Below are 17,964 nucleotides of genomic sequence, written 5' to 3' on the forward strand. Positions count from 1 at the left end.
TGTGTTGTGGCAGATGATTACCTTGTGCGGATCGGCCGGCTCATCCGGGATGCGCGTCAGCATCGCGGTTGGACGCAGCTTCAGCTGGCCGATGCGCTGGCGACGAGTCAGAGCGCGGTCAACCGGATCGAGCGCGGCAACCAGAACATCAGTCTTGAGATGATCGCCCGGATCGGGGAGGCGCTCGACAGCGAGATCGTGTCCCTGGGGTATGCCGGTCCGATGCATCTGCGGGTGGTGGGCGGGCGCCGGCTGTCGGGCAGCATCGACGTCAAGACGTCCAAGAACGCGTGTGTGGCGCTGTTGTGCGCGTCGCTGCTGAACAACGGCCGCACGATCTTGCGCAAGGTGGCGCGGATCGAGGAGGTCTACCGGATCCTGGAGGTGCTGGCCTCGATCGGGGTGCGGGCGCGGTGGATCAACGAGGGCAGCGACCTGGAGATCGTGCCGCCGGCTCGGCTGGAGCTGGAGGCGATGGACACCGAGGCGGCGCGCCGTACCCGCAGCGTGATCATGTTCCTGGGGCCGTTGATGCACCGTACGGGGGAATTCCAGATCCCGTACGCGGGCGGCTGCGACCTGGGCACGCGTACCGTCCAGCCGCACATGTCGGCGCTGAAGCACTTCGGGCTGGACATCACCGCGACGGGCGGTTTCTACCACGCCAAGGTGGACGGCGGCGCCGCCCCGGCGCGGCCGATCGTGCTGACCGAGCGCGGCGACACCGTGACGGAGAACGCGTTGCTGGCCGCGGCCCGGCATCCGGGGGTGACGGTCATCCGCAACGCCTCCTCCAACTACATGGTGCAGGACCTGTGCTTCTTCCTGGAGCAGCTCGGCGTGCGGGTGGAGGGCATCGGCACCACGACGCTGACGGTGCACGGGCTGGCCTCCATCGAGCGGGACGTCGACTACTCCCCCTCCGAGGACCCGGTCGAGGCGATGAGCCTGCTGGCGGCGGCGGTGGTGACCAGTTCGGAGCTGACGATCTGCCGGGTGCCGGTGGAGTTCCTGGAGATCGAGCTGGCGGTTCTGGAGGAGATGGGGCTCGACTGCGACCGCACGGGCGAGTACTGGGCGGCCAACGGCCGTACCCGGCTGGTCGACCTGACGGTGCGGCCCTCCAAGCTGGTCTCCCCCATCGACAAGATCCACCCGATGCCGTTCCCGGGGCTGAACATCGACAACGTGCCGTTCTTCGCCGCGATCGCGGCCGCGGCGCAGGGCTCGACGCTGATCCACGACTGGGTCTACGACAACCGGGCGATCTACCTGACCGAGCTGACCCGGCTGGGCGCCTCGGTCAAGCTGCTGGACCCGCACCGGGTGCTGGTGGAGGGGCCCACGCGGTGGCGCAGCGCCGAGATGATGTGCCCGCCGGCGCTGCGCCCGGCGGTGGTGGTGCTGCTGGCCATGATGGCCGCCGAGGGCACGTCGGTGCTGCGCAACGTGTACGTGATCAACCGCGGCTACGAGGACCTGGCCGAGCGGCTGAACGCGCTGGGCGCGCGGATCGAGACCTTCCGCGACATCTGATTTTCGTCGGTGGCGGCCGCTACCGTCTCCTCTGCAGGCGGCACGCGCCCGCAGGCGGCATCGTCTGCGGGCGGGTGCGTTCGGTGCGTCGCCGAGATGTGAGGAGGGGAGCCGGTGCGGCCCGCGGAGCTGGACAGGTTGACGGTGGGACAGGCGGCTGACCGCTACGTGGAGCTGGTGGTGGCCAAGACGTCGACGGGCGCGCTGTCCCCGGCCACGGCCGAGGTCTACGCGCGTGACGTGGCCACGCTGGTGGCGCTGGCCGGCGCCGACGTGGTGCTCGACGACCTGACCGGCGAGGACGTCGATGCGATCTTGCTGGCGTTCGCGCGCAAGCCCGACGCGCGGCAGGCGGGCGGGTCGGGGGCGGGGCAGTCGCCGTCCTCGCAGGCCCGGTTCCGGCGGTCGATCTCGGCGTTGTTCAAGCACGCCACGCTGGCCGGGTGGGTGCAGATCAACCCGATGACGGCGGCGACGGTGACGGCCAAGCAGCGGGGCGGGCTGCGTCCGGAGCGGCGGGCGCTGACCCGCGAGCAGGCCCAGGGGCTGATCGGCGCGGCGCGGCAGTTGCGGGAGGCGCCCGAGCAGGAGGGCAAGCGCCGCGACCAGCGCATGCAGTTGCGCGACGCGGTGATCGTGCTGCTGCTGTCGACGGTGGGGCCGCGGGTGTCGGAGCTGGTGCGCGCCAACGTGGAGGACTTCTACACCAACGACGGGGTGCGCTACTGGCGGATCTTCGGCAAGGGCGGCCGTACGCGTGACGTGCCGCTGCCCGACGACGTGGCCGAGGTGTTGCAGGCCTACCTGGCGCGGGGGCGGGGCCAGGTGGCCGGCGCCGAGGACGGCAAGGCGCTGCTGCTGTCGTGGCGGGGGCGGCGCCTGGCGCGGGGCGACGTGCAGGCGGTGATCGACCGGGTGCAGCGGCACGTCGATCCCGATCAGCGGCGTTCGGTGACGCCGCACGGGTTGCGGCACACCACGGCCACGCACCTGCTGGCCGACGCGGTCGACATGGACGCGGTGCGGCGGGTGCTGGGGCACAGTGACCTGTCGACGCTGGGGCGTTACCGTGACGAGCTGCCCGGGGAGCTGGAGGTGGCGATGCGGTCGCACCCGCTGCTGCGGGACAAGCCGTCCCGGCAGAGCCCCGGCCACCTTGGGTGATCGGGGTCGTGATGGCGGCCATCGGTGTCGTGATTGGCCCGGGGCGGCCGGGAGCTGGTTGAGTCTGCGGCGTGAACGGACAGATCACCACCGGATGGGTGGACATCGCGGGCATGGCGGCCTACACGGCCCTGCCCGTGGGGGTGCGGCGGCCCGTGGGCGTGCTGGTCGCCGGTGAGATCTTCGGGGTGAGCGGGTACGCGCGGCGGATGGCCGACCGGCTGGCCGGGCTGGGGCATGCGGCCGTCGTGCCGGACTTCAACCACCGGCACGAGCTGCGGCCCTCTCCCGCGCCTTCGGAGGCTCCTCGGGGCGAGGCGGGGGTTCCGGTTGCCGTGGATGCGGTGACGGGTGGCCCGCCGGGGCGGGTGGTGGAGTTGCCGGCCGATGCGGCCGGCCGGGAACGGGGGCTGGAGCTGGCCTGGCTGCTGCGCCGGGAGCAGGTGCTGGATGACGCGCGTGCCGCGGCCGAGCACCTGCGGCGCGTGGGCGCCGGGCCCGCCGCGGCGGTCGGGTTCAGCCTGGGCGGGCACGTGGTGTGCTCGGTGGCCGGGGAGCTGGGGCTGGCGGCGGCGGTGGCGCTGTACCCGGGCTGGCTGACGGGCACCGAGCTGCCGCTGAGCCGGCCGGAGCCGACGCTGGAGCGGGCCGCGCGGGCGCCGGGGCGGCTGGTGGTGCTGCTCGGCGCCGACGACCCGATCATCGACGGCGCACAGCAGCGGGCGATCGCGCAGCGGCTGGAGACGGTGGTGTATCCGGGCGCGAGCCACGGGTTCGCCGCCGACGAGCGTGACACCTTCCACCCTGCCTCGGCCGAGGACGCCTGGCGCCGCATCCAGGACGTGCTGGAGGAGGTGCGCCGCTCCCGTACGGGCTGATCCCGGCCCGGACTGATCGCGGCCCGGACTGATCCCCGACGGGTGGGTCAGGTGCGGGCGGGGGTGACGCGGACGGCCAGGCGGTCGAGGGAGATGCCCAGGACGTCGGCCAGTGAGGCGATGGTGAAGAACGCCGGCGTGGCGATGCGCCCCGTCTCGATCTTGCGGAGGGTTTCGGCGGACATGCCGGCCGCGGCGGCGACCTCGACGATGCTGCGCTCGCCTCGGGCCTGGCGCAGCACGTGGCCGAGCTGCTCGCCGCGCAGCCGCTCCTCGGGGGTCAGCGGGGATCGCACCATGCCCCCACCCTACACCCGCACGATACTTATACCGGTATTGTTATCGCCCCGGGGTGGGTCTCCCAGCGGGCTGGGGGTCAGGGGATGCTGGACACCTCGGGGAAACGGCTGTCGGGCTCCTGGAACAGGCGGGTGGGCTTGCCCCGCAGGTGCAGGTCGAAGAACGCCCCGACGTAGGCGCGCTGGGCCGCCACCGACCGTTGCGGATCGATCGTGCCGACGAAGTCGGCGACCGGCACGGCACTCTGCTTCCCGTCCTGCTTGCCGTCCTGTGCTTCGGGCTGGGCCTCGGACTGTGCCTTGGGCAGCGCCGCGGCGATCTGCGGCAGCAGCGCCTGCAGGTCGGTGAACGAGCCGTGCGCGGCGCCCTTGAACCGCAGCTCCCGCTTCCACCCGGTCGAGGCCCGCCAGAACGACTTCCAGCTCGGCTCGTTGTCCCGTGTGTGCGTCTGGGCCGCCAGCTGCAGGAACGGCCTGGCCACGCCGGTGGCGGCGACCGGGCCGACGTAGCCGCCGTCGAGGTTGACCCCGGCGTCCACCCGCGGGTCGTCGTGGACGAGCTGGGCCGCCACCGACCCGCCCAGCGACTGCCCGAGCGCCCCCACCCGCGTCAGGTCGGGCGCGCCGCGCAACCCGGCGGGCATCTCCCCGCCGGCGGCCCGTCCCTGGATGGCCCGTCCCTGCCCCAGGGCCGTGACCTGGTCCAGCACGAACCGCATGTCGGCCAGCCGCGCCCGCGCGTGCCGCTCCAGCAGCGCCGCGATGACGCGCGGGGTGAGCTTGGCCGGCAGCGGCAGCGCGCGCACGACCCGCCCGCCGGGGAACTCCACCTGGTCGGCCTCGTAGGTGTGGTCCACGGTGACGACCAGGTAGCCGCGCGAGGCCAGGTCCTGCACGAGCGTGGTGCCCAGCGTGCGCGGGCCGCCGTCCCCGGAGCCGAACAGCACGACGGGCAGCCGGCCCGCACCGCGCTCGACCGGCGCGCCGGAACGGGCGGCGGTGCGGGTGGCGGCCCAGTCGACGGCGCCCTTGGCGATGCCCATGGGCGGCGCGGAGCGGCGGTCCCAGTCGGCGGCAGCCAGGGGCGCCATGTGGGGGGCGAGCGGCTGCGCGCCGCTCTGGGCCGGGTACCACAGGCTGACCATCAGCTCGCGATACGGCTTCGACCGCACCAGGGGGTCGCGGCGGGAGCGGTCGACCAGGCGCAGGGCGACGGTTCCCACCGGGTGGGGGCCGCCGGGCGCGGGCAGGGCGACCATGACCGCCTGCCGCGCCTGCTGCTGCTGTTGCGCGTGCAGGGGGACGGTGGCGGGCGTGAGGGCCAGGGCGGCGACGGCCAGAGGGGCCGCGTACGTCATCACGGGCATGCCGGTGTTCTCCTCGAACGGGAAGGGAAGGCGGGGGGTGTGGTCCGAGGCTGGCAGGCGAGCTCGCGGGCGGACCAGCGGCCACGGGCTGACCTGCGGGTACGACTTTCGGATGAGGGGCCCGGATGTTCCTCCTTGCGGAGGATGGGGGGCGCCGGGGCGCGGCCTTTAGGGTGGGCGCATGACTCCGGCCGCCCGTCCGACTGCGACGCCCCGCTCGAGGATCGGCTCCACGATCGGCTCGACGGGCCGCCCAGTGGTTCGCTCGGTGAGGGGCTTTGTGCGGGGCTTGAGGGGCCGCCCGGGGATCGGCTCGACGGTCGGCTCAGAGATCCGTCCGACGGTCGGCTCGACGGTCGGCTCGACGGTCGGTTCGGTGGTCGGTTCGGTGCCGCCTGTGGTTGCCGACGCGCTGCTGGCCGCTGTGATCTTCGTGGTCACGCTGGGGCCGGGCCGGGTGGCGGAGGGCGGTCCTGCGGTGCTGGCGCTGCAGGTGGCTCTGGTGGCGCCGCTGGTGTGGCGGCGACGTGCCCCGCTGCTGGTGCTGTGCGCGATCAGCGGCGCGGCCGCCGTGCAGTGGGCCATGGGGGTGCAGCTTCCGGCCGACGCGGCGCTGCTGGTCGCGTTCTACACGGTGGCGGCCCGTCGCCCGTGGTGGGCGACGCTGGCCGCCGCTTTTGTGCTGGAGGCCGGGGTGGTGGCGGCCGCGGCGCGGTGGGCGCCGCCGGGCCGGATGCCGTTGACGGTGGCGGCGCTGAGCGCGATGTCGGCCGCCGCGCTGGCCGCCGGCCTGTGGGCGCGAACCCGGCGGGCCTACGTCGCCTCGCTGGAACGCGACCGCGACCAGCGGGCACGTCTGGCGGTCGTCGAGGAACGCGCCCGGATGACGCGCGACATGCACGACATCGTCACCCACAACCTGTCGGTCATGGTGGCGCTGGCCGACAGCGCCGCCTATGTCCACGACCGCGCGCCCGGTCAGGCTGTGGCCGCGATGGCGCAGATCGCCGACACCGGCCGGCAGGCGCTGCGCGACATGCGCCGCTCCCTCAGCACCGACCAGGGCGCTGAGGGAGGCACCGGCAGACGCGCTGAGGGAGGCGCTGAGGGAGGCGCCGACCAGGTTATTGGCCCGAGCGCCGGGCAGGTCGCCGGGCAAGGCATCGGGCAAGGCATCGGGCAGGGGCAGGAGTTCGGCAGCGCCCCGTTGCACCCGGCGCCCGGTATCGCCGATCTCGGCCCGCTGGCCGACCGGATGCGTGCCGCCGGCCTGCCGACCCGGCTGCAGGTCAACGGCGATCCCGCCGACGTCCCAGCCGCCGCGCAGCTCACCCTCTACCGGTTGGCCCAGGAGGCGCTGACGAACACGCTGCGGCACGCCCCCGGCGCCCGCGCGCACGTCCAGGTACGCCTGACCCGGCGGCGGGCCGACATCGAGATCACCGACGACGGCGGCCGCCCGGCGCCCCCGCGACCCGCCGGGCGGGGGCTGGCCGGGATGCGCGAACGCGTCGCCGCCTACGACGGCACCCTGCACGCCGGCCCGGCCCCCGGCGGTGGCTGGCGCGTCGCGGCGGTCCTCGACCTGACCGGCCCTCACACGACCAGCCCTCACCTGGCCATCTCTCACACGACCAGCCCTCACAGGAGTGGCCCCCGCGCGACCGGCCCAGACGCGCCATGAGCCTCGACCTGACCGGCTCCCATCTGACCGGCTCCCAGCTGTCCGGCCCGGAGGTGCCATGACCGTCCGGCTGCTGATCGCCGACGACGAGGCGCTGCTGCGCATGGCCTTCCGCATGGTGCTGGACGCCGAACCCGACCTGCACGTCGTCGGCGAGGCAGCCGACGGCGAGCAGGCCGCCCTGCTGGCCCGCCGGCTGCGCCCTGACGTCGTGCTCATGGACGTCCGCATGCCCGGTCTGGACGGCATCGAGGCCACCCGCCGGATCGTCCGGGACTGTCCCGCTTCGAAGGTGCTCATCCTGACCACCTTCGACCTCGACGAGTACGCCTTCGCCGGGCTGAAGGCCGGCGCGGCCGGGTTCCTGCCCAAGAACACCCCGCCCGCCGACCTGCTCGGCGCGATCCGCAACGTCGCCGCCGGGGAGGCCGTGCTGTCGCCGCGCGTCACCCGCCGCCTGCTGGACAGGTTCGCCCCCCAGCTCACCCCCGGCCCCCGTGAACAGCACCGGCTGCTGGACCTGCTGACCGCCCGCGAGCACGACGTGCTCGTCCAGGTGGCGCGCGGCCTGTCCAACGCCGAGGTCGCCGCGGCCCTGCATCTGGCCGAGGCCACGGTCAAGACGCATCTGAGCCGCGTGCTGCTCAAGCTCGGGCTGCGTCACCGCGCCCAGGTGGTGGTGTTCGCCTACGAGAGCGGCCTGATCCGCCCGTCCTCATGACGGTTCGTGTCGCTCGGCCCGGTGGACGAGCGCGGCGATCCGGGCGCTCACCTGCCGCCACACCCCTGGCGGGAACCCGTGTCCCATCCCTTCGACCAGCAGGAACTCCGCGCCCGGGATCGCCTGCGCCGTGGCCCGCCCGCAGGCGGGGTCGGCGACGGCGTCGGCCGCGCCGTGGATCACCAGCGCCGGCACCGCCAGCCCGGCCAGCCCCTCCCGCCGGTCGCCCGACCCGATCACCGAGGCCGCCTGCGGCGGCGGCGGTGTCATGCGGTCGCCGTGCGTGGACATGATCGAGGTGAGCGACCTGACCCGCCCGGGGTGGGCGACGGCGACCGCCTGGGCGATCATGCCGCCCAGCGACGCGCCCACCAGGTGGACGTTGTCCAGCCCCAGGATGTCCATCAGCCCCACGGCGTCGGCGACCAGATCGGTGAGCGTGTACGCCTGCGAGGACAGGTCTCCGGCCAGCGCCGCAGCGAAGTCCGGCAGGCCGGCGGCGGCGAAGTGGGTGGAGCGCCCGCAGTCTCGGCCGTCGAACCGGATCAGTTGCAGGCCGTGCCCGGTCAGTTCGGCGCACAACCCGTCGGGCCAGTTGATCAGCTGACCGCCCGCTCCCATGATCAGCAGCACGGGGGGCGCGGCCCGGTGGCCCAGCCGCTCGTACACCAGGTCCACCCGGTCCGGCCCGACCCCGGACGCCGTCTGCTCGGCCACCTCGCCCCTTCCCGGAAACTGTCGGCGCCTGTCGCTAGCGTGACCGCATGGAGGACAGCATGGTCGACAGCATGGACGACAGCATCGTCATCACCGGCGCGCGCGTGAACAACCTCAAGAACCTGTCCCTGCGCATCCCCAAGAACCGGCTCGTCGTCTTCACCGGCGTGTCGGGCTCGGGCAAGTCGTCGGTCGTCTTCGACACCGTCGCCGTGGAGTCCCAGCGCCAGCTCAACGAAACCTACTCCTGGTTCGTCCGCAACCGGCTGCCCAAACACGAGAAACCCGAGGCCGAGGCCATCGACAACCTCGGCGCCGCCATCGTCGTCGACCAGAAGCCGGTCGGCGGCAGCTCGCGCTCCACCGTCGGCACCATGACCGACATCCTGCCGATCCTGCGCGTGCTGTTCTCCCGCTACGGCACCCCCAGCGCCGGCTACTCCTACGCCTACTCCTTCAACGACCCTCACGGCATGTGCCCCGGCTGCGACGGCCTCGGCCGGGCGGTGCGCCTCGACCTCGACGCGCTGCTCGACCCCGGCAGGTCCCTCGACGACGGCGCCATCCGCTTCCCGCTGTTCGGGGTCGGCACCTGGCAGTGGCAGATCTACGCCCGCTCCGGCACCTTCGACCCCGCCAAACCCGTCGCCGACTACACCGAACAGGAGCGCCACCTGCTGCTGCACGGCGGCGGCTTCACCGTCGAGGTCCGCGGCAAGAACGGCACCCTGAACAAGGTCGACTACGAAGGCGTCGCCGACCGCTTCACCCGCCTCTACCTCAAACGTGACCTGTCGGGCCTGAGCGACAAGACCCGCCAGGCCGTCCTGGCCTTCGTCACCGAGGGCACCTGCCCCCAGTGCCGGGGCGCCCGCCTCAACCAGGCCGCGCTGGCCACCAGGATCGGCCCGCACAGCATCGCCGACCACGCCGCCATGGAGGTCACCGACCTCATCGCCGTCCTGGCCGGGCTCGGCAACCCCGTCGCCGACACCGCGGCCGCCGCGCTGCGCCGAATCGAGCAGATCGGCCTGGGCTACCTCACCCTCGACCGCGAGACCACCACCCTGTCCGGCGGGGAGGCGCAGCGTCTGAAGACCGTCCGCCATCTCGGCTCCAGCCTCACCGGCATGACCTACGTCTTCGACGAGCCCAGCGCCGGCCTCCATCCCGCCGACGTCGGCCGGCTCAACACGCTGCTCCAGGCGCTGCGTGACAAGGGCAACACCGTGCTGGTGGTCGAGCACGACCCCGACGTCATCGCCGTCGCCGACCACGTCATCGACCTCGGGCCCGGCGCCGGCCCGCACGGCGGCACCGTCGTCTACCAGGGGTCCGTCGAGGGGCTGGCCCGCTCGGGCACCCTGACCGGCCGCCACCTGCGCGCCCGCACCCCGCTCAAGACCGCCGTGCGGCGCCCCACCGGTCACCTGGCCATCACCGACGCCGCCCTGCACAACCTCGACCACCTCACCCTCGACATCCCCGCCGGCGTCCTGACCTGCGTCACCGGTGTGGCCGGGTCGGGCAAGTCGACGCTCGTCGGGGAGGTGTTCACCGCCCAGCACCCCGGCGCGGTCGTCGTCGACCAGGGGGCCGTCAACGTCTCGGCCCGCTCCAGCCCGGCCTCCTTCATCGGCGTCCTGGATCCGATCCGCCGGCTGTTCGCCCGCGCCACCGGCACCGAGGCGGGCCTGTTCAGCTCCAACTCCACCGGCGCCTGCCCGGCCTGCGAGGGCCGTGGCGTCATCCACACCGACCTGGCCTTCATGGACCCGGTCACCGCCGTGTGCGAGATGTGCGGCGGCACCCGCTTCAACCCCGAGGTCCTGCGGCACCGGCTGCGCGGCCACACCATCGTCGACGTCCTGGCCCTGACCGCCGAGCAGGCCGCGGCGTTCTTCACCGAGCCGGCCATCCGTGACCGCGTCACCAGCCTGGTCGACGTCGGCCTGGGCTACCTCACCCTGGGCCAGCCCACCTCCACGTTGTCGGGCGGCGAACGCCAGCGCATGAAGCTGGCCGGCGAGCTCACCAAGACCGGCGCCGTCTACGTCCTGGACGAGCCCACCACCGGCCTGCACCTGTCCGACGTCGCCACCCTCATCGACCTGCTCGACCGCATCGTCGACGCCGGCAACACGGTCATCGTGGTCGAACACCACATCGAGGTGGTGAAACGGGCCGACTGGGTCATCGATCTCGGGCCGGGCGGCGGCAGACACGGCGGCCGCCTGATGTTCCAGGGCACCCCTGCCGACCTGCTGACGGCCTCCGGTTCCCGCACCGCCGAGCATCTGGCCGCCGCGCTCGCCTGACCGGCCGCGCGAGGGGTGGGGCTGATCGTGCCAAAAGGCGCCCGGCACGATCAGCCCTGTGAAGCCCCGTGGAACCCCCGTGTCAGCCCTGTGTCAGCCCTGTGTCAGCCCTGGGGTTCCTCCGCCGGGCAGCTGATGCCCTTGGCGGGTACGGCCCCGGAGATCAGGTAGCTGTCCATCGCGGCCGTGGTGCACGTGGTCATGCCGTAGACGCCGTGGCCCCAGCCCTCGTAGGTGAGCAGGGTGGCCTTGGCGCCGAGCTGGCGGGCCACGTTGGCCGACCACGCGTACGGCGTGTCGGGGTCGTGCTTGGAGGTGGCCACCAGCAGCGGCGTGCTGCCCTTGTACCGCAGCGGGTGCTGGGGGTTGTTGACCGGATGGCCCTGGCAGATCGGCATGTCGCCCATCGGCATCGGGTTGTAGCGCATGTCCGGCGCCACCGCGTTGGAGGCGCGCATCACCTCGGCGTACTCGGCGTAGCCCCGCAGCGACAGGTTCCAGTCCTGACACAAGATCGCGGTGGGCAGCTCGGCGTACGTGCCGTTCACCGGCCAGTTGCCGGGAGGGCCCGGCATGTCCTCCGGCACCGGGCCGCCCGCCAGCGCGAGCAGCACCTTGGCCTCCAGCCGCCAGGCGGGCGCCTCGTTGAGCACCACCCCCAGCCACAGCAGGTTGTGCGCGCTCACCGGGCGGCCGTCGCCCGGCCACCGCAGCTGGCCGCTGCCCGCCTTGGCCAGCAGCCCCTTCCACAACGCCCGGATGTCGCGCCCGCGCAGCACGCAGTCGCTGTCGCGCCCGCACCAGGCCACGAACTCCTCGAAGCTGTCCTGGACGGTGGCCGCCTCGCTCACCTGGAACGCCTTGACGTCCAGGCTGTGGTCCATGTTGCTGTCCAGCACCATGGCGCGGATCCGGTTGGGGAACAGCTCGGCGTACATCTGCTGGGCCAGCGTGCCGTAGGAGACGCCGTAGGAGGTCAGTTTGTCCTCACCCAGCGCGGCGCGGATGGCGTCCATGTCGCGGGCCACGTTGACCGAGTCGAGGTGGTCGTACAGCGGGCCGGTGAGCTTGCGGCAGTCGGCGCGCAGCCTCCTGTCGAAGGCGACCCACGTCAGGTAGTCGGCCTGGCTGGTCATGACCGGGTAGGGCATCTGGTTGTAGACCGAGGCCGAGCAGGTCACCGAGCGGCTGCGGGCCACGCCGCGGGGGTCGTAGCCGACGATGTCGAAGCGCCGCTGGATGTCCTGGCTGAAGCCGGAGGGGCGCAGGATGTCGTTCACGCCGGAGTTGCCGGGGCCGCCGGGGTTGCTCAGCAGGGAGCCGATCCGCGCGGACGGGGCGGTGGCCTTGCGGCGGGCCAGCGCCAGGGCGACGGTCGGCCCGTCGGGCTCGGACCAGTCGACGGGCACGGCCAGCGTGCCGCACTCGACGGTGGGTTCCTCCTCGCACGGCCCCCAGGTGATGCCGCGTTTGCCGACGGCATCCGTGACGTCCTGCCGGGTCACCGCCGCGCCGGCCGTCCCCGCCATGGGGACGGCTAACAGCGTCGCCACCGTCATGAGGGCGGTGGCGAGCAGGGATGTTCTTCTCAGCACATTGCTCCTATCGTCGATCGGCACGTCGATCGGCGGGCGGGGCTGCTCGCACGGCGCATGATCGGGCCCCCTGGCCTGGCGGTGGAGCATCCCTCGTCCTGCCTCAGCGGCCCGTGGCGGGGCCGTTGCCGTGCCTCTCCTTGATCACGACTCGGAATCTAACAGGCGAAGGCCGCGCTGGTGGACAATACGTCAGAATCTGGACAAATGCGGGTGTGGGAGCGGCACAACCCGCACCGCCTCGCCGAGCCGGCAGCGCAGGTCAGCAGCGCAGGTCAGCAGCTCAGGTCACGCGCGGGCAGGCGGCCCGTCACCAGGAAGTCGGTGACGGCACGATCGCCGCAGGCGTTGCCGTTGGCCAGATACACCCCGTGACCACTGGAGTCCACGGCGACCATCCGGGCCCGCCGCCCGAGCGCCTCACGCATCTTCAGTGCCCCGCTGTAGGGCGTGGCCGGATCCCGCAGATTCTGGATCAACAGGACGTTGGCCGGACCGCGCGAACCGATCCGCGTGGCCGGCTCGGCGGGCCGCCACGGCCAGGACGCACACGGCCCGAGATTCACCGGCATGCCCGCCGTCAACGGGTAGGCGGCCCGGCTGCGCCGCACCTGCTGCTCGTGCCGGGCGACCGAGCCCGGCCACACCACGTCGTTGCACATCGTGGCGCCGGCGTGCGCGGCGGTGTTCTGCAGGGCGGCCTGCGGCGGCTGGTTGGGCGCGGGCAGCCCGGCGCCGCTCAGCGCGGCCTTCAACAGCCCCGCCAGCATCGGGTAATTGGCCCGCGAGTACAGCGCGTTGAGCAGGGTCTCCCGCAGCAGGTTGCCGCTCAGCCGCTGCTCCGGCTCCGCCCCGGGCCAGGCGAGCGGCTCGCGGTCCAGCCGGGCGGCCAGCTCCAGGAACGTCCGGCGCACCGCCGCCACGTCGGCGCCCAGGCCGTACTCGCCGTCGCGCGCGGCCGCCCACGCGCCGAAGTCGGGGAAGGCGTCCTGCACCCCGACGGCGTAGTTGGCCAGCCACTGACGCGCCACCCTGCGCGGATCGGGGTCGTCGTTGCTGTCGAGGATCACCCGATCGGTGGTGCCGGGGAACATCGTGGCGTGCACGGCGCCCGCGTAGGTGCCGTAGGAGACGCCCCAGTAGGAGATCTTGTCCTCGCCGAGCGCCACCCGGATCCGGTCGATGTCCCTGGCGTGGTTGCGGGTGCTGATGTGCCGGATCAGCGGCCCGCCGTTGCGGGCGCACGCCTCGGCGATCCGGCGCGACCACGCCGCGTTCCCGGCGATCCCGCCGTCGGCGTCGGGATAGGGCTTCAGCCGCGTCAGCGACAGGTCGGCGGGCGCGAGCCCGCAGGAGACCGGCGAGCTCTTCCCCACGCCACGCGGGTCGAACCCGACGATGTCGAACCGGTCGAGCACCTCCTTCGGCAGCTTCTTCACCAACGTGCTCGGCCGGTTCAGCCCCGGGCTGCCGGGACCGCCCGGAATGATCAGCAACACGCCGCGGCGGAGGTCGGGACGAGCCGTCTCGATCCTGGACACCGCCAGCGTGACCGACGGACCGCCGGGGGCGGAGTAGTCCATCGGCACCTCGATCGTCGCGCACTCCTGCCGGGGATCGACGCCCTCGCCGGGCTGACAGGAGCTCCACCGGGTGACGGCGGCGTGCGCCGGGGCCGCCAGGAGGGTCGCCGCCAGGGCGGAGGCGGACAACAGGGCAAGGGTTCTCATCAGGGGTCCTTTCGGTTCCGGTGGGGACGTCCACGACTCTGCCGGGTCGTTGATCGCCGAACCAGAGACCTCGTCACCGACCGCCCGTGACCTCATCACGAAACCGACAAAACACCCAACATCCGGACTGCTGGAACGGGATGGAACGCCCACCCCACAAAGACCACCCACCGAAAGAGACCAGCGAGACACCGCCTGCCACAGCCACCCTCGCCGCCGCACTCCTCCTGGCCACCGCCCCGCTCACACCCACCACCCAGACCGGCACCGCACCCATCGTCCACGCATGGGGATACAACTTCTTCGGCCAAGTCGGCAACGGCACCAACGACACCCCCGTCACCCACCCCATCCCCATGGCCTCCACCGGCGGCCACGACGTCACCCAGACCAGCGGCGTCTACCTCGAAAGCTACGCCCTGCACACCGACGGCACCGTATGGACCTGGGGCAACGGAACCCAGCAAATCCCCCGCCCGGCGACACCGCCACCGCAGGCTCCACCCGTCGACATCGTCGTCGCCGTCCAGCCCCCCAACGGCTGCCCCTGACCACCTCCCTCACGAAACCCCGTCCACCACCGGAACCAGCACATCCGTCACCAACTCCCCAGGCGGCGTACACCCCGGATCCGACACATACACCTCCCGCACCGCACCCCTCACCACCAGACGCCGCTCAGCACACCACGCAAGAACCGCATGCACCGTCAACGCGATCTGGTCATAAGGCCCCACATGCGTCGCCCGCGCGAACACCCCACCCGGCAACACCCCCACCTCGAACCCCCCACCGACCTCCACCCCGTCCTCCAGCAACAACGCCACCCGGACGTCCACCACCTCACCCACATCCACCGGAAACAACCCCACCAACCGCACCGGCCCGAACCCCTCCGGCAACCCCGCCACCAACCGCGCCACCGCCGCAGACGTAGCCCGCCCCACATCCTCCATCCCCGCCGCCCGCTCACCCACGAACGCCGCCCGCACCCCGCCCTCCCGCACCAAAGACACCTCAGCCGCCGGCAACCCCGAAGCCAGCACCCGCTCCAACGACGCCAACGTCCGCCGCCGCCGCGCCAACTCCACCTCCAACGACACCCGAACCGACTCCAAAGCCCCCACCTCCCCCGACAACACCCGCCCCACCACCGCCAACGGCACATCCAACGACCGCAACAACCCGATCGACAACGCCTCCCGCGCCTGACCAGCCCGGTAATACCGGTAACCCGTCACCGCATCCACATACGCCGGACGCAACAACCCCAACTCGTCGTAATGCCGCAACTGCTTCACACTCAACCGACCAAGCCGCGCAAACTGCCCAATCGGCAGCAACTCCTCATCCACCTACACACCAACCCTCACGTAACGTCAGACCCATGACCCTCTCCATCGGCCAAGTCGCCAAACTGGCCGGCATCACCGTACGAACCCTCCACCACTACGACGAAATCGCCCTCCTCACCCCCAGCCAACGCACCACCGCCGGCTACCGCCGCTACACCCACGACGACCTCCTCCGCCTCCAGCAAATCCTCCTCTACCGCGAACTCGGCTTCCCCCTCGAACAGATCACCGACATCCTCGACCAGCCCCACACCGACCACCTCACCCACCTCCACCGCCAACACGAACTCCTCACCCGCAAAGCCCAACGCCTCCACCAGGTCATCACCAACGTCGAACGCGCCATCCAAGCCCACACCCACCACCTCCCCCTCACCCCGGAAGAACGCTTCGACGTCTTCGGCGACTTCACCCCCGAAGACCACCAAGCCGAAGTCCAACGCCGCTGGGGCCACACCGACGCCCACGCCGAAAGCCGCCGCCGCACCGCCGCCTACACCAAGACCGACTGGCTCCAGCTCACCGCCGAAGCCACCGCCATCGACGACGACATGCACGCCGCCCGCACCCGCGGGCTCGCCCCCGACCACCCCGACGTCATGGACATCGCCGAACGCCACCGCGCCCACATCACCCGCTGGTTCTACGACTGCACGCCCGAACTCCACCGCGGCCTCGGCGACCTGTACGCCACCGACCCCCGCTTCACCGCTGCCTACGACGACCGCGCCCCCGGCCTGGCCGCGTACTACCGCCAGGCCATCCACGCCAACGCCCGCCACCTCTGACCTGGCTGAAGGGTTTTTGAAGTAAAAAAATGGATCTTGTCCGAACCCAGCAGCTTTACAATGTAGATTTCTAAGCGGGGAGGTCCAGCGCCGCGGCCGTCAGCGCGCGCGCCCGGCGGGGCGAGGTCACCAGCTCCACCGTGTCCGACAACTGGTCCACGCACCCCGCCACCGGCAGCCCCCTGACCACCGGATCCGTCACCGACGCCAGCAGCGACCGCGCGAACCGCTCCCCGCCGATCACCCGGAACGGCCGGTCGAAGAACCCCCGCACCCCCTCCTCCAGCCGTTCGGTCAGCGCCATGCGGTTCTGCAGCGCCGCCAGCCGTCCGTACGCCGCCGTCAGGCCCTCCTCCCGCTGGCGCCACGACCGCGCCGCCATCGCCACCCCCAGCGCCTCACCCAGCTCGGCCGAGCCCGGCAGCCGGGCCAGCGCGCTGCCCAGCCATTTGGCGTACGGCGGGTAGCGGCGCCGCAGCAGCAACGCCAGCCGCATCACCTCCCGCGCCAGCCGCGCCGCCACCACGGCCGACCCCAGCTCGTCCCCCACCTCCGCGCACCGCCCGGGGAACGGCTCCTCCTGGCCGATGCGCTGCCACTGGCAGGCCAGCACGTACCGCCACACGTCCTGCGGATACCAGCGCAACGCCTGCCGGGCCGCCTCCAGCCCCACGCCCGGCAACCCGTCGCAGAAGACCTCACCGCCCGTCACCTCGGCCAGCGTCTGCCACGGCACGGACAACCAGTCCAGCAGGGACACACCCGCACGCGGATCGAACCCGAGCCGCCCGGCCAGCCACTCCCCCAGCTCGGCCACCACGACCCCCGGCTGCCGCACCCCGTGGTACTCGAACACGGTGTCAAAACCGCCGAACCGGTCGGGCAACCCCGCCGCCACCCGGTCCCGTACCGGCTCCACCTGACCGGCGGGCACGAACAGCAGGACCCGCGGCCCCCAGTCGTGGTCGGCCGAGCGGGCCGTGTCGAACGCGAGCACCTCGGACCCCGGGCCGATCAGCGCGGCGCTGTGCCGCACGCCGGGAAGGAGCGGCGCGACGACTTCGCCGTAGAAGGCACGAGAAAGCTCAATACCAGGCACAAAATTGGACATCACGCCGTCAACTCTGCACGAGCACCGCTCGAACCTCACCCGGTTTTCCCAGCGCCGATGACAGCGTGGTGACCGACCGGACACGCCAGGGGGAGGGACCCGTTGAGCAAGGTCGTCGCCGACATCTCCGTATCGCTGGACGGCTACGTCACCGGCCCCGATCCCGGCCTCGAACACGGCCTGGGCACCGGCGGCGAACTGCTGCACGCCTGGGCCCGCCAGCCCACCGACGTCGACGCGCGCGTCCTGGGCGGCGCGGTCCGCGCCACCGGCGCCGTCCTCATGGGACGGCGCACCTTCGACGTGGTCGACGGCCCCTACGGGTGGGGCGACCCCCTCGGCTACGGCTCGGCCCGCGAGCAGGCGCAGACGCCGCCCGTGTTCGTCGTCACCCACGTCCCGCCGCCAGCGGTACGCCGGCCCGAACTGTTCACCTTCATCACCGACGGCCCCGCCGCGGCCGTCGAGCACGCCCGCACCGTGGCCGGCGACGGCGACATCGTCGTCATGGGCGGCGCCGACCTGATCGGCCAGGCCACCGACGAAGGGCTGCTCGACGAGCTGCGCCTGCACCTGGCGCCGCTGCTGCTCGGCGCGGGCACCCGCCTGTTCGCACACGCGCGCCCGCGCCAGTGGGAACCGGTCGAGACGCACTTCTCGCCCCTGGCCACCCACCTGACCTACCGCGCCATCACCTGACC

The 17,964-nt window shown here is 72.3% G+C and carries 16 protein-coding genes; 9 read left to right on the forward strand and 7 right to left on the reverse strand.

Annotation, left to right across the window (positions count from 1 at the left end; translation table 11 throughout):
• Window positions 1–6: 6 nt before the first annotated feature.
• The 3 genes from AB0J76_RS22625 to AB0J76_RS22635 all read left to right on the forward strand — a co-directional run bounded on the left by AB0J76_RS22625 (window position 7) and on the right by AB0J76_RS22635 (window position 3,578).
• The gene (locus AB0J76_RS22625) at window positions 7–1,536 is read left to right on the forward strand and encodes a UDP-N-acetylglucosamine 1-carboxyvinyltransferase (RefSeq protein WP_352326032.1); all 1,530 of its coding nucleotides are present in this window, start codon (window positions 7–9) and stop codon (window positions 1,534–1,536) included.
• 114 nt (window positions 1,537–1,650) lie between these two features.
• Window positions 1,651–2,700, forward strand: a complete 1,050-nt coding sequence (locus AB0J76_RS22630) for a tyrosine-type recombinase/integrase (RefSeq protein WP_352326033.1) — start codon at window positions 1,651–1,653, stop codon at window positions 2,698–2,700.
• A 71-nt stretch (window positions 2,701–2,771) separates the two neighbouring features.
• Window positions 2,772–3,578: a dienelactone hydrolase family protein gene (locus AB0J76_RS22635; RefSeq protein WP_352326034.1), complete on the forward strand. Its 807-nt coding sequence runs from the start codon at window positions 2,772–2,774 to the stop codon at window positions 3,576–3,578.
• A 47-nt stretch (window positions 3,579–3,625) separates the two neighbouring features.
• On the opposite strand, the gene AB0J76_RS22640 is transcribed toward AB0J76_RS22635, so the two are convergent.
• Both AB0J76_RS22640 and AB0J76_RS22645 read right to left on the reverse strand, forming a co-directional pair.
• The gene (locus AB0J76_RS22640) at window positions 3,626–3,877 is read right to left on the reverse strand and encodes a helix-turn-helix transcriptional regulator (RefSeq protein ID WP_352326035.1); all 252 of its coding nucleotides are present in this window, start codon (window positions 3,875–3,877) and stop codon (window positions 3,626–3,628) included.
• A gap of 77 nt (window positions 3,878–3,954) precedes the next feature.
• A complete protein-coding gene (locus tag AB0J76_RS22645; protein ID WP_364390347.1) occupies window positions 3,955–5,244 on the reverse strand; it encodes a lipase in 1,290 nt (429 codons plus the stop codon).
• A gap of 388 nt (window positions 5,245–5,632) precedes the next feature.
• Between AB0J76_RS22645 and AB0J76_RS22650 the strand changes: the two genes are divergently transcribed.
• Both AB0J76_RS22650 and AB0J76_RS22655 read left to right on the forward strand, forming a co-directional pair.
• Window positions 5,633–6,928 (forward strand): histidine kinase, encoded by a 1,296-nt coding sequence (locus tag AB0J76_RS22650; RefSeq protein WP_352328866.1) that lies wholly within the window; start codon window positions 5,633–5,635, stop codon window positions 6,926–6,928.
• 58 nt (window positions 6,929–6,986) lie between these two features.
• Window positions 6,987–7,649 carry a response regulator transcription factor gene (locus tag AB0J76_RS22655; RefSeq protein WP_352328864.1) on the forward strand — a complete coding sequence of 221 codons (663 nt, stop codon included), beginning with the start codon at window positions 6,987–6,989 and terminating at the stop codon, window positions 7,647–7,649.
• Here the strand turns inward: AB0J76_RS22655 and AB0J76_RS22660 are convergent.
• Window positions 7,644–8,366 (reverse strand): alpha/beta fold hydrolase, encoded by a 723-nt coding sequence (locus tag AB0J76_RS22660; protein ID WP_352328862.1) that lies wholly within the window; start codon window positions 8,364–8,366, stop codon window positions 7,644–7,646. The genes AB0J76_RS22655 and AB0J76_RS22660 overlap by 6 nt on opposite strands.
• A 47-nt stretch (window positions 8,367–8,413) precedes the next feature.
• Between AB0J76_RS22660 and AB0J76_RS22665 the strand changes: the two genes are divergently transcribed.
• Entirely contained in the window at window positions 8,414–10,684 is a 2,271-nt protein-coding gene (locus AB0J76_RS22665) for an excinuclease ABC subunit UvrA (protein ID WP_352328860.1), read from the forward strand.
• 104 nt (window positions 10,685–10,788) lie between these two features.
• Here the strand turns inward: AB0J76_RS22665 and AB0J76_RS22670 are convergent, their stop codons facing one another.
• Both AB0J76_RS22670 and AB0J76_RS22675 read right to left on the reverse strand, forming a co-directional pair.
• A complete protein-coding gene (locus tag AB0J76_RS22670) occupies window positions 10,789–12,279 on the reverse strand; it encodes an alpha/beta fold hydrolase (protein WP_352328859.1) in 1,491 nt (496 codons plus the stop codon).
• 275 nt (window positions 12,280–12,554) lie between these two features.
• Entirely contained in the window at window positions 12,555–14,009 is a 1,455-nt protein-coding gene (locus AB0J76_RS22675) for an alpha/beta hydrolase (RefSeq protein WP_364390351.1), read from the reverse strand.
• Window positions 14,010–14,149: 140 nt separating this feature from the next.
• On the opposite strand from AB0J76_RS22675, the gene AB0J76_RS22680 reads away from it, so the two are divergent.
• Complete coding sequence (locus AB0J76_RS22680) at window positions 14,150–14,560, forward strand: hypothetical protein (protein ID WP_352330144.1); 411 nt, start codon at window positions 14,150–14,152, stop codon at window positions 14,558–14,560.
• 9 nt (window positions 14,561–14,569) lie between these two features.
• Here AB0J76_RS22680 and AB0J76_RS22685 read toward each other — a convergent pair whose 3' ends face one another.
• The gene (locus AB0J76_RS22685) at window positions 14,570–15,364 is read right to left on the reverse strand and encodes a MerR family transcriptional regulator (RefSeq protein WP_352330146.1); all 795 of its coding nucleotides are present in this window, start codon (window positions 15,362–15,364) and stop codon (window positions 14,570–14,572) included.
• A 32-nt stretch (window positions 15,365–15,396) separates the two neighbouring features.
• Here AB0J76_RS22685 and AB0J76_RS22690 point away from each other — a divergent pair, with 32 nt between their 5' ends.
• Window positions 15,397–16,152, forward strand: a complete 756-nt coding sequence (locus tag AB0J76_RS22690) for a MerR family transcriptional regulator (protein WP_352330147.1) — start codon at window positions 15,397–15,399, stop codon at window positions 16,150–16,152.
• Window positions 16,153–16,222: 70 nt separating this feature from the next.
• On the opposite strand, the gene AB0J76_RS22695 is transcribed toward AB0J76_RS22690, so the two are convergent.
• Window positions 16,223–17,251, reverse strand: a complete 1,029-nt coding sequence (locus tag AB0J76_RS22695; RefSeq protein WP_364390354.1) for a DUF4037 domain-containing protein — start codon at window positions 17,249–17,251, stop codon at window positions 16,223–16,225.
• Window positions 17,252–17,365: 114 nt separating this feature from the next.
• Between AB0J76_RS22695 and AB0J76_RS22700 the strand changes: the two genes are divergently transcribed.
• Window positions 17,366–17,962, forward strand: a complete 597-nt coding sequence (locus tag AB0J76_RS22700) for a dihydrofolate reductase family protein (RefSeq protein WP_364390356.1) — start codon at window positions 17,366–17,368, stop codon at window positions 17,960–17,962.
• Window positions 17,963–17,964 lie beyond the last annotated feature (2 nt).

The sequence above is a fragment of the Nonomuraea sp. NPDC049624 genome, assembly GCF_040675255.1.
Classification (GTDB): domain Bacteria; phylum Actinomycetota; class Actinomycetes; order Streptosporangiales; family Streptosporangiaceae; genus Nonomuraea.

Excerpts from the sequence above, each read along its gene's own strand:
- AB0J76_RS22640 (WP_352326035.1), bottom strand. The coding sequence starts at position 3,877 with ATGGTGCGATCCCCGCTGACCCCCGAGGAGCGGCTGCGCGGCGAGCAG.
- AB0J76_RS22645 (WP_364390347.1), bottom strand. The coding sequence starts at position 5,244 with ATGCCCGTGATGACGTACGCGGCCCCTCTGGCCGTCGCCGCCCTGGCC.
- AB0J76_RS22655 (WP_352328864.1), top strand. The coding sequence starts at position 6,987 with ATGACCGTCCGGCTGCTGATCGCCGACGACGAGGCGCTGCTGCGCATG.
- AB0J76_RS22665 (WP_352328860.1), top strand. The coding sequence starts at position 8,414 with ATGGAGGACAGCATGGTCGACAGCATGGACGACAGCATCGTCATCACC.
- AB0J76_RS22675 (WP_364390351.1), bottom strand. The coding sequence starts at position 14,009 with ATGAGAACCCTTGCCCTGTTGTCCGCCTCCGCCCTGGCGGCGACCCTC.
- AB0J76_RS22680 (WP_352330144.1), top strand. The coding sequence starts at position 14,150 with ATGGAACGCCCACCCCACAAAGACCACCCACCGAAAGAGACCAGCGAG.
- AB0J76_RS22690 (WP_352330147.1), top strand. The coding sequence starts at position 15,397 with ATGACCCTCTCCATCGGCCAAGTCGCCAAACTGGCCGGCATCACCGTA.